This window comes from Bacillus mobilis, from assembly GCF_001884045.1.
GTDB classification, from domain to species: Bacteria; Bacillota; Bacilli; order Bacillales; family Bacillaceae_G; genus Bacillus_A; species Bacillus_A mobilis.
Genome location: NZ_MACF01000055.1, coordinates 1 through 11,819 on the forward strand (window position 1 = coordinate 1; position 11,819 = coordinate 11,819).

General features: G+C 33.5%; 9 protein-coding genes and 1 pseudogene. 9 read left to right on the top strand and 1 reads right to left on the bottom strand.

Annotation, left to right across the window (positions count from 1 at the left end; translation table 11 throughout):
- Positions 1-261, top strand: a 261-nt coding sequence (locus BAQ44_RS08835) for a Tn3 family transposase (protein WP_131801853.1), incomplete at its 5' end; no start/stop codon positions are given.
- Between the two features lie 699 nt (positions 262-960).
- Here the strand turns inward: BAQ44_RS08835 and BAQ44_RS08840 are convergent.
- Positions 961-1,317, bottom strand: a complete 357-nt coding sequence (locus BAQ44_RS08840) for a winged helix-turn-helix transcriptional regulator (protein WP_000234699.1) — start codon at positions 1,315-1,317, stop codon at positions 961-963.
- A gap of 122 nt (positions 1,318-1,439) precedes the next feature.
- Between BAQ44_RS08840 and BAQ44_RS08845 the strand changes: the two genes are divergently transcribed.
- The 8 genes and pseudogenes from BAQ44_RS08845 to BAQ44_RS08885 all read left to right on the top strand — a co-directional run bounded on the left by BAQ44_RS08845 (position 1,440) and on the right by BAQ44_RS08885 (position 11,594).
- Positions 1,440-2,555, top strand: coding sequence for an S-(hydroxymethyl)glutathione dehydrogenase/class III alcohol dehydrogenase (locus BAQ44_RS08845; protein WP_000842153.1), 1,116 nt, complete (start codon positions 1,440-1,442; stop codon positions 2,553-2,555).
- A 4-nt stretch (positions 2,556-2,559) separates the two neighbouring features.
- Entirely contained in the window at positions 2,560-3,393 is an 834-nt protein-coding gene (gene fghA, locus BAQ44_RS08850) for an S-formylglutathione hydrolase (protein ID WP_071721505.1), read from the top strand.
- Positions 3,394-3,559: 166 nt separating this feature from the next.
- The gene (locus BAQ44_RS08855; protein WP_000264853.1) at positions 3,560-3,832 is read left to right on the top strand and encodes a hypothetical protein; all 273 of its coding nucleotides are present in this window, start codon (positions 3,560-3,562) and stop codon (positions 3,830-3,832) included.
- Positions 3,833-3,906: 74 nt separating this feature from the next.
- The gene (gshAB, locus tag BAQ44_RS08860) at positions 3,907-6,174 is read left to right on the top strand and encodes a bifunctional glutamate--cysteine ligase GshA/glutathione synthetase GshB (RefSeq protein WP_000425291.1); all 2,268 of its coding nucleotides are present in this window, start codon (positions 3,907-3,909) and stop codon (positions 6,172-6,174) included.
- Positions 6,175-6,960: 786 nt separating this feature from the next.
- A pseudogene (locus tag BAQ44_RS31360) lies at positions 6,961-7,443 on the top strand (sulfotransferase family 2 domain-containing protein); the annotation flags it as partial.
- Positions 7,444-7,744: 301 nt separating this feature from the next.
- Positions 7,745-8,440 (top strand): spore germination protein, encoded by a 696-nt coding sequence (locus BAQ44_RS08870; RefSeq protein WP_000881732.1) that lies wholly within the window; start codon positions 7,745-7,747, stop codon positions 8,438-8,440.
- Positions 8,437-9,591 carry a Ger(x)C family spore germination protein gene (locus BAQ44_RS08875; RefSeq protein WP_000766211.1) on the top strand — a complete coding sequence of 385 codons (1,155 nt, stop codon included), beginning with the start codon at positions 8,437-8,439 and terminating at the stop codon, positions 9,589-9,591. The genes BAQ44_RS08870 and BAQ44_RS08875 overlap by 4 nt, the downstream gene beginning before the upstream one ends.
- An 842-nt stretch (positions 9,592-10,433) precedes the next feature.
- On the top strand, positions 10,434-11,594 hold the full coding sequence (locus BAQ44_RS08885) for a Ger(x)C family spore germination protein (protein ID WP_061531599.1): 1,161 nt from the start codon (positions 10,434-10,436) through the stop codon (positions 11,592-11,594).
- Positions 11,595-11,819 lie beyond the last annotated feature (225 nt).

Consider the following 11,819-nt stretch of genomic DNA (forward strand, 5'->3'; position numbering starts at 1 on the left):
GAGCTTAGGGAACGGACTATACAACATCAATTGCAAAGAGCCAGTGCTTTAAACATCATTATCAATGCCATCAGTATCTGGAATACTTTACATCTAACAAAGGCAGTTGAATATCAAAAACGGTCAGGTAGTTTTAATGAAGAATTATTGCACCATATGTCACCTCTAGGTTGGGAACATATTAATTTACTTGGAGAATACCATTTTAATTCGGAGAAAATGGTCTCGTTAGATTCTTTAAGACCCTTGAAACTTTCTTAACGTTGTTAAAACTGGGGGAATAGTCGGGGAAATGGGCTTAGCGTTGTAAATCCGCATTTTCCTGACTGTACCCCAAATAAGAACAATTAAGCGATTGATGGGAATGAATAAATAAATCTTATTCAACCAAAGGGTGCTTTACTTGAGAAGGTCACTAGAAGAGTCAAATGATAACTATGAACTGCCCCAATTGCTAGGTTTTGTTTAACAATTGGGGCAGTTCATTTATAGCGCATAGGTAATCAGCTTTTTGTTAATCATGAGGTAGATATTTTTATCTAAAAACCCAACAATGGAAATATATTACAGCTCATGCCCCGTTTTTACACGTATCTCGGCTGAACCCCATCAACCTCTAAATTAATAACTACGCCAAAAGCTGATTTTCTTTAAGATAAGGAAATCAGCTTTTTCTTTGTAAAATATTTTTTAATACAGGAAAACCGGATTTTTATTTTCCATAAAATTTATTAACGTGGGTTTTATGTCATTTGGTTGGCGGGACCCCTTAGAGTAGGAAATTCGGCTCATTTTATGTCGAAATTTACTTAGCGTATATTTTCGTTAATTATCTTAACTAGTCGTTACGTATGACTTTACAGCATTCGATGCAAAGTTATCGGTTTTTTGTATGCAAATTTATGGATTAAGTCATACAATTACGCACTATTTTTAATGAATCGATATTTACTTGTTTCTTCAACTAAGTTCGTCCGAATCTTTTTCTACAAAATCACTAAAGTCATCTCCCCAATCACAGATGGCTGTTACAACATTCTCTAGTTGATGACCAATTTCACTAAGTTCATACTCAACCTTAGGAGGCACTACGGGGTATACACATCGAGTAATTATTTTATCGTCTTCTAATTCTCTTAATTGTCTAATCAACATACGTTGATTAACTTCAGGCAGCTTTTTTTGTATTTCACTTAATCTTAATGGCGAACGTTGTAACAAACACCATATAATTGCTATTTTCCAACGCCCTCCTATCACAGATAAAGCTAAATCTTTTCCAGTGAAAAATTCCTTGTCCTTATAATGAATAACCATAATTTTTGACCTTCCTCTCGCGAAAAAAATGTTTATAGTGACAAATTTGTCAGTATTGTAATTAAAATTATAAAGTGTAATCTTAGTGGTGTAAACAATAAAAAAAGAAAGTAGGGATTCAATTGAAAAGTAGAGCTGCTGTTGCATTTAAGCCAGGGGAGCCACTTCAAATCGTAGAAATCGATGTAGAAGAGCCAAAAGCAAAAGAGGTATTAGTAAAAATACTATATACTTCTGTCTGTCATACAGATGCTTTTACATTATCAGGTGACGACCCAGAAGGAGTATTTCCTGCTGTATTAGGCCATGAAGGTGCTGGTGTTGTCGTTTCAGTAGGTGATGAAGTTACTTCAGTAAAACCTGGGGATCATGTTATTCCACTATATACACCTGAATGTGGAGAATGTAAATTCTGTCGTTCTGGTAAAACAAACCTATGTAGTGCTGTACGAGAAACACAAGGTAAAGGTTTAATGCCTGATGGAACAACTCGCTTCTCTTATAATGGAGAGCCCCTTTATCATTACATGGGAACTAGTACATTCAGTGAATATACAGTTGTTAATGAGATTAACTTAGCGAAAATCGATGAAAACGCTCCGTTAGATAAAGTTGCTTTATTAGGATGTGGTGTGACTACAGGTATTGGTGCTGTACACAACACTGCAAAAGTTGAAGAAGGAGCTGTAACAGCTGTATTTGGTTTAGGAGCGATTGGATTAGCAGCTATTCAAGGATTGGTTCAAGCAAAAGCAAGCCGAATTATTGCAGTTGACCTGAATCCCCAAAAATGGGAACTCGCTAAAAAAATGGGAGCGACTGATTTTGTGAATCCTGCAGATTATGATCGCCCAATTCAAGAAGTTATAGTCGAAATGACAGATGGTGGCGTGGATTATAGCTTCGAATGTATTGGTAATGTTGAAGTAATGAAATCCGCTCTTGAAGCATGTCATAAAGGTTGGGGCGAAAGTATTATTATCGGAGTAGCTGGTGCTGGTAAAGAAATCCATACTCGTCCATTCCAATTAGTAACGGGCCGAGTATGGCGTGGATCAGCCTTTGGTGGAGTTAAAGGAAGATCTGAACTTCCAGAAATGGTCGAAGATTATATGCATGGTGATATTGATTTAGATTCATTTATTACTCATCATTTAGAATTTAAAGACATCAATGCGGCATTTGACTTATTACACAAAGGTGAATCCATTCGTACGATTTTAACTTACGGAGAGTGAGATAATGAGTCTTAAATGTATTGAACAACATCGTTCTTTCGAAGGAGAGCAACGTAAGTATAGCCATTATTCCGAAGTCTTGCAATGTGATATGAAATTTAGTATCTACTTACCATCAAATAAAGAAAAGAAAAAAATTCCACTTATATGGTGGTTATCTGGTTTAACTTGTACAGATGATAATTTTAGTCAAAAAAGTGGATTTCAACGTTTGGCTGAAAAACATCAAGTTGCAGTGATTATGCCAGATACTTCACCACGTGGAGAATACGTTTCTGATGTTGCAGCATGGGATCTTGGACAAGGGGCAGGTTTTTATTTAAATGCTACCCAGGATCCTTGGGCACAGCATTATAAAATGTATTCGTATATCGTAGATGAATTAACATCCATTGCTTCGACTATAGTACCTAATTTTTCAGGTGAAGAAAGCATAATGGGGCATTCAATGGGAGGACATGGGGCTTTAGTGATCGGTTTGAAAAATGCTAAGAGATTCAAAGCGGTTTCTGCTTTTTCTCCAATCTTAACTCCTAGTCAAGTACCATGGGGAATAAATGCTTTCACCTCTTATTTAGGTGAAGACAAAGATTCTTGGAAAGAATGGGATGCTTCAGAATTAATTAAAGAAGCTACTATTCCACCAATTCTTATTATGCAAGGTAGTCAAGACGAGTTTTATCCGAAACAATTGGAAGAACATATTTTCTTAGAGAACGCTCAAAAAAATAGTCAAATGGTAACTTATAAAAAAATGGAGGGCTATGATCATAGCTACTTCTTTATTTCCACTTTCTTAAATGAGCATTTCTCTTTCCATATGAAGTATGTAAGATGATTCTTATTTACAACAATACCCACTTCCAATGGCATATGAAGTATTTAAGTTTACAGCAAAATATAGTAACAAAAGTATCCGCATGTAGAGATGTGGGTGCTTTTGATTGTTATATTTTGTCATATTATATAGTTTGTAAAAACAAATAAATTGGGAGGAAGAGTTCATGTGGATTAAAAAAATGTTATTTAATTACCGTGTTAAACCATCCTTATTAAAATCTCGTTATGAGATTGAAAAGGAAAATCGACAAGTTGACTTATTTGAAAGTTCAACTGAAACGTCTAAACCGTTTTCGATAAGAGATACAAGATCATATATTCAGCCTAATACTAAAACATTAGAAGACATGATTAATTACTTAGCAGCTATTCGTGAAATCCCTTCTCTTTCCGTGGATAAGAATAAAATGCTTTGGCCATTAATATCCAAATGCTAAATTCAAAAAAATAATGGTTATAATTTTAGCTATTTCTATATCAAATATTTGAGTTGATGGGAGGTACAGTTTGTATGGAAATGAAAAAAATGTTAAACAATGACCGTATTAAACCATATTTATTAAAAGCACGTTTTGGAGTTGAAAAAGAAAGTCAACGAGTTGACCTATCAGGAAGTTTAGCTAAAACGGAACATCCCAAAAGTATTTCAGTAAGAGATGAACATCCTTATATTCAGCGAGATTTCTCTGAAACACAAATGGAATTAATCACACCAGTTACTGAGACACTAGGAGATTTATTTAATTATTTAGCAGCTATCCATGATGTTGCCTATCGTTCTATGGGAAATAACGAAATGCTTTGGCCATTAAGCATGCCACCACAGTTGCCCGAAAAAGAAGAAGATATTGTTATTGCGAAACTTAATAATCATGAAAATGTTTTATATCGTCGATATTTATCTAATTCTTATGGTCGACGAAAACAAATGATTAGTGGTATTCATTACAATTTTGAATTTAGCGATAATTTGATTCAGGCATTATTTGAATTACAATCAGAAATAAAAGATTATCATCAATTTAAAACAGAAATTTATCTGAAAGTCACAAGGAATTATTTACACTATCGATGGTTAATAACTTATTTCTTCGGTGCTTCTCCTAGTAGTGAAAAGAATTTCTTTGAAATAAATCCTTTAAATGACGCCGTAAGAAGCATTAGAAATAGTAAATATGGTTATAGTAATGAAAATGATGTTCAAGTATCCTATAGTAGTTTACAGAACTATATATCTGATCTTTCTTCGCTGGTAAGTAAAGGGGTTTTATTAGAAGAAAAAGAATTTTATGCATCTGTCCGTTTAAGGGGCGGTCCTCAAGTTTCAGATTTAAAAAATCATGGGATTCGTTATATTGAATTAAGAAACCTAGATTTAAATCCTTTTGAAACATATGGAATTAGCCATGAACAAGCAGAATTTCTACATCTTTTCCTCATCTATTTACTCTGGATTGATCAAGACGATAATAATGATGAATGGGTAAAAATCGGTGATTTTCAAAATAATTTAGTGGCTCTTGAACATCCGTTAGAACATACGCAATTTAAAACAGATGCTGAGCGTATTATTGATGAGATGGAACATTTAACAGGGCTGTTAGACATAACTGTTTCGAATACCTTATTTGTTAACTTGAGAGAAATGCTAACAGATCCAAGTAAGACTTTAGCTGGAAGACTTTATAAAGAGATTATAAAAAGTAGTCAAAGTCAGGTAGCTTCCCGTATTGCTAAAGAAAATTATAAAAAAGCATGGGATAAACCATATCAACTATCAGGATTTACTGACATGGAGTTGTCTACACAAATTTTAATGTTTGATGCTATTCAACAAGGATTACAAGTAGACGTTTTAGATCGACAAGATCAATTTTTAAAACTACAGTTAGGAAATCATGTTGAATATGTGAAAAATGGGAATATGACAAGTAAAGATAGTTATATATCACCATTAATTATGGAAAATAAAACAGTAACAAAGAAAATTCTTCAACAGCATGGATTTCGTGTACCAATAGGTGAGGAATTTAGTGATATAGAAAAAGCCTTACGTTCCTATGATATATTTGCAGGAAAGCCTTTTGTCGTTAAACCAAAAACAACAAATTATGGTTTAGGAATATCTATCTTTAAAGAAAACGGAGCAAGTTACGAAGACTATCAAAAAGCACTCACAATAGCATTTAAAGAGGACTCATCAGTATTAATAGAAGAATTTATTAATGGAACAGAATATCGATTTTTTGTGCTAGATGGCAAAGTTTCTGCCGTTTTATTACGAATTCCAGCCAATGTTATAGGAGACGGTTCACATACGATTGAAGAGTTAGTCGCTCAAAAGAACCTGAATTCATTAAGAGGAATGGACCATAGAACACCTTTAGAAAATATACAATTAGGTGAATTAGAGGTCCTAATGCTTAAAGCTCAAGGGTATCGAAAAGATTCTATTCCAACAAGTGATGAAATTGTTTTTCTGCGAGAAAATTCTAATGTCAGTACAGGTGGAGACTCAATTGATATGACAGATCAAATTCCCGATGATTATAAGAAAATTGCCGTAGATGCTGTGTCGGCACTTGGAGCAAATATTAGTGGTATTGATTTGATTATTGAAAATACAGAAGTTCCTGCAGCTAATAAAAATGCTTATGGAATTATTGAGGCAAACTTTAATCCATCGATGTATATGCATATATATCCGTATAAAGGCAAATCCAGACGTTTGACCATCTGTATATTACATTATTTATTCCCTGAACTACCAAAAAAATAATTTAGAAGTCTTCGAGATGTTAGAGGGATTAGTATAAAAATTGTAAATGATGTAACAAGAGGAGACATTACTTTTTAATTAATTGGGATCTCTCAGAGGTCCCAATTTAAATTATTATTTTAGAAACAGGCGTATGAGAAATGGGTTATTGGAATGCAAGTTTGAATAAGATAAAATAGGGGAATATCAGAGGGAAATTTAGAAAGGTATTTTGACTTATTTGGTCAATCAAGAGCAAGTCAAAAAGGGATACAGACGAGATATACATGTTATCTATACTTAGGAGTAAAAACCTTAATTTAATAAGAGTTTTACATTGAATACATGTAAACAATTTGTTTGACAACGATCCTTGCAACATCGAAGTCTACAACCGTTCGTTGCCCTCAAGGTAACGGACGCGCCTTAAGGAGCTCTTAAGAGACACGGTTTATCCAAGCAAGGTTATTCGATACCTTCTCATTGCACTACCTTGAATACATTAAATACATAATTTACTTAGTTAAGATATCAAGTAGTTAACGTAGCTTATCACTCAATTCTTCTTCTTAGAATACTTTAAATATTCCTGATTTTCATAGTAGATAATACACGTACCTTGGCTGTACTCCAACGTAATAGTTGATATAAAACTTACGTTAAGCAAATTTCCACGAAATTTTCACTATTTGATTCTTTAAAAAAAGTAGTAAACTAAGTAATCGGTTCCTTAACGTACAGGAATCAGTTTAAATGTGTCTAAATTTTGTCTAAATGTACAATTTTCTTTTTTGGGTATGGTGACCCCTTATTGCTCCACCAGGTATAGAAAATCCAGAGTGGGAACCTATTAGAAAGTTTATTTATAACGACAGTACATGCAAAAAGAAAAAATCATTTAAACATTTTTTACATTATCTTCACGCGAATGGGGCAGATTCTGACTATCTTAATCCACACTATTCACAACAATATATTCAAGGAGAAGAAGAGTTTGTAACCAATTATATATATTTAGAGAATTTCTCTAATGAAATCTCAAAAATAGAAAACAAATATAACTTACAGACTATCCCACTAGACACATTAACGAGATCATGGCATCATCAGGCGCCTAAGATGATTCATAAGGGAAACTACGCTGAAGCTGACATTACAGATCCATCTTTCCCTCGGCTGCCGACATATCAGAGCTTTTATGATACGGAGGCTATAAAATTAGTTACAGATATATTTAATGAAGATTTTGAAGCGTATCATTATCTTAAAATGGATATTTCTACAATATGAATCAGTTTCAGAGTACTTAAATAATAGTCTTATTTTTAATATGGAAAACACCGTGAACACTGTTATGGTGTTTTTTTGGGTTTAACACTATATTTTTAACTTTATATAATCCATATACCTTCAAGATAAGATGTATTTGTAAAATAATGTATGATTATGACCCATTTCTACAAGTATCTCGGCTGAACCCCTCTAGGTTTTTCTGTGCATCCTTTATATATTAAAGAGCCGATTTACTCTTAGCGGGGTAAATTCTGGCTCTTTTCTTATATATATTCTCTTAGCGTGGTTTTTTTCCGAAATGCTGGCGGTACCCCTAATAAAAGCTGCAGAAGATTCCCACTTTAATTTTCTAACTGTATCATTTGCACGCTTTTATCGGTGGATAGGATTTCTTTTAGCTGTCTTCCTACCCGGATTTTGGATGGCATTACTTGCTTATCACCAAGATCAAATTCCTTTCCCTCTTCTTGCGACTGTGACTGTTGCAAGATCAGGTCTACCATTTCCAGCACCACTTGAGCTTATAATTGTTTTGTTCCTTTTTGAGATGTTCCGTGAAGCCGGTCAAAGATTACCCTCCCCCCTTGGTCAAACCCTTTCAGTGGTAGGCGGACTAATCATTGGGGATGCTGCAATCCGTTCGGGTTTTATCTCCCCTTCTGTCATTGTTATTACTGCTTTATCTGCTATTGCGGGATATACCTTAGTAAACCAAATATTAGCAGGAGCAGTATCCATACTCAGAGGGTTTGTACTATTATGTTCAATTTTGATGGGGTTATATGGATTTATGCTTGCCGGATTCGTAATCGTTCTTTATATCTCAAGATTACGTTCCTTTGGAATCCCTTACTTAGCTTTAGTTTTCCCAAAATCTAGTTCAGATTTTTTCAAGGGATTGTTTCGTTTACCGTGGAGAAGTTATAGACATAGAGTTGATTATCTCCGAACCAATGATAGTTCTAAAACGGACGAAGGAGAAGGAAAACAGTGAAGCTGCACAAAATAAAACTAATAATTATGATGCTTATCACTAGTGCAATGTTATCTGGATGTTGGAATATTAAAGAAGTTCAAGATATTTATTATGTTGCAGCTCTTGGTATAGATTTTAAAGAAGGAAAATATATAGCTTATGCTCAGTTACTTGACTTTTCTAACGTTGCTAAGTTAGAGGGGGCTAGACCTGATAAACAACCACCAGTGTGGATAGGAAGAGGTGAAGGTTTTACCATTACGGAAGCATTAAATCAATTATATAAGGATGCTCAACAAAGACTTTTTTGGGGACATGTATCTACAATAATATTAAGCGAAAGACTGCTCAGACAAGATATTAAAGACTCTATTGATTTTATTAATCGGTACCGAGAAATACGCTATAATATTCTCTTATACGCTACAAAGGAACCCATTGATGATATACTTAAAACAAAAGCCTTTTTTACATTATCGGGGTTGTCTACCATTCTCCATGAACCAAAGGAAAGGTATAAACAACGGTCTTACATACAACCTAAACAATTTTATCAATTTATTAGAGATAGTGATCCGATGGGGCAAACTGCTTATATCCCATCACTTAAAATTTCAACAGAAAATTGGAAAGAAGAATCCAAAAAAGCACCATTATTAAGAAATGATGGAGCGTTCTTTGTAAGGAATAATCGCCTAGAAGGATGGCTTTCTGAGACTGATTTAAACGGTCTAAGATGGATGGATGAAAAAAACGTTCGATCTCCTGTGTGGATTATTGAGAATGATAGCGCTGTTGTTTCCGTAGTGATAGAGAAACCTAAGATTACAATTTCCCCTATTATGAGTAGTAAGCCCATACTTTTTAATATTCGAGTTGAAGTTCAAGCTGGAATAAATGAGAAGATCAAGGAAATTAGTGATAAAGAGTTGATTACAAAAACTGAAGATATTATCAAATTAGAAATTCTAAAATCCTTTGAAAAAGGAATAGAAATAAATGCAGATATCTACAAATTAGGTGAATCATTATACCGTCAGAATCCAAGAAAATGGAAAGAAGAAGTAAAAACAGACTCGTTTTACTTAAATGAACACAGTATAAAGAATTTAAAAGTTAAAGTTAATTTAGTTAACTCCGGAAAGTTGAAGTACCAAGATGGATCCTAATATTAATTCAAACGGTATTTATAGTTTTTTAAAAAGGCCTAAGCTCTTGCAACACCGAGAAATTAGGCTTTTTTATATTGAATTCCTTAACGTTGTAAATCCGCATTTTCCTGACGCTACCCCTATATTAGGTTGCGCATGCATTGCTAAAATAGGATTAAGCCGGGTAAGATATAATTATTTTTCTAAATAGTCTACTTTATAATTATTTAATCCGTATATTTTGTTTTTAGGGATAATGATTTTGTTTAGTGTTATACATATTTCTTTTCTACTGTATAAACCTTGTCTCCTCCATGAATAATAAACAAGGGATCTAATTTAGCTGCTCTTTGTAATAAAAGTTCGAATTCACCACCCATCTTAAAACAGCTACCTTCAGGTCCGTTGCATCTGCTGTCTTCAAAAAACACAAAATTAAATTTATTCTTACAGTGTAATTTTTTCATTCATTCTTTCAGTAAATATTCTGAACGTCCATGTAGTGTCATAAACATCTTTTCCTTTCATAAAAATCAATAATCTATCTTTTTAATTACATGAAGATTAATTGTTAAGTTAATCAAAAAAATAAAGGTTCTATAATGAATCTTGAGAAGCAAAAATAATTGAAATCATTTGAGTATAGAGATGAAAAACTTAGATGTTGGGAACTTGTTTTTTGTGGCATCTTCAACCAGTGATGTATAGGTGCATCTTCTATGCCTCGAGATATCGCTATCCAAACTTTCTTTTCACACAGTGGGCTTATTTGGATTTTAAGTGATTTGATATGAGATTTATTGTGTTAGCGCCTTTACTAATTTTTATTGTATATAAGATAAAATGAAGGAATGGTGGAAATGAAATGTCTTTTTAAAGTTATAACAATTGCGCTTATAGCTGGGGCTATCAGCGGTTGCTCTGAGTTAGCGGAGATAGAAGAAAGAGGCTTTGTAGTAGGTGCCGCTTACGATATTGTTAAGGAAAAGAAATCTAATCCAATTATGAAAGGGACGTATCAAATGGTACTTCCCAGTAAGTTAACGCAAGAAGGTGGAAAAGGCGCAGGGAATAATTATATTGATGTGAGTGCAAAAGGAGATAGTGTGTTTGAACAAATACGAATAATCGCTAAAAAGATTAGTCGTACTTTATTTTTTCCACATATACAAGTAATCATTTTTTCTGAAGAATTACTATCGAATCCAAATGTTTTACAAAATACGTTAGATGTATACATTCGAGATCATGAAATGAGAAGAAATATTCGTCTATTTGTTTCTGAGAAAAATGCAGAAGCAATCTTGAAACAAAATGCAAAATCAGAAAATTTACCGGCACAGTATATTGATATGCTAGCTGAACACCCTCCTAAAAATGCTCAGATGGTTGAGGCAGCAAGAATTGGTGACGTGCAGGAAAAGATAATTTCAAACCGAAGTTTTGTACTACCTGTCTTAAAACCTACAAAACAGGGGATAGAAATGGATGGGGCTGCGTTGTTTCGTGGGAAGGATAACAAGTGTGTTGGAATGTTAAACGGCGAACAGACAGTGGGAATAAACTTTATAATCGGTGAAAAATTAGGAGGTTATTTTACCATACGTAAAAAGGACCAGCTTATTACATATGAAATTCATAAGCTACACCGAAAAATACAGGTATTTACTGAAAATACTACAAAACCGAAGTTTGATATTCATCTATTTCTCGAAGGTGCTTTAGCGGAGTTGCATTTTAGTGATCATAAAAAATTCATGAATGAAAAACGCTTAACGAAGGATATTTCAAAAGAGGTGGAACAAAGGATTCAAAAATCAATAAAGCTTGTTCAAAAAAAATATAAGGTAGATGTATTAGCGTTAGGAGAAGTATATAAGCGGCATAATTATAAAAAATGGAAGAAAATACGTAAGAATTGGGATCAAGGCGAAAATTATTTTAGTGATGCCCAAATTAATGTTCATGTTCATTCAATAATTGAACATTCAGGTTCAGCTTTACCCAAGAAAGTAAAATGAGTTAATTTGATTGGTTACCGAATTAGATATTAGCTGCCAAATATCAATACTAGCTATACCCCGTATTATATATTTTATTTTCATAACTTCGATTGCTTCATATACATTACCTGTATTTCTTACATAAATTATATAAGTGAACAAGCTTTTACACTTTTCTTTCAATTTCACCTTTTACTTTTCTTAATATTTTCTTTTCAACTAAAAAATTGACTGAATAATTTT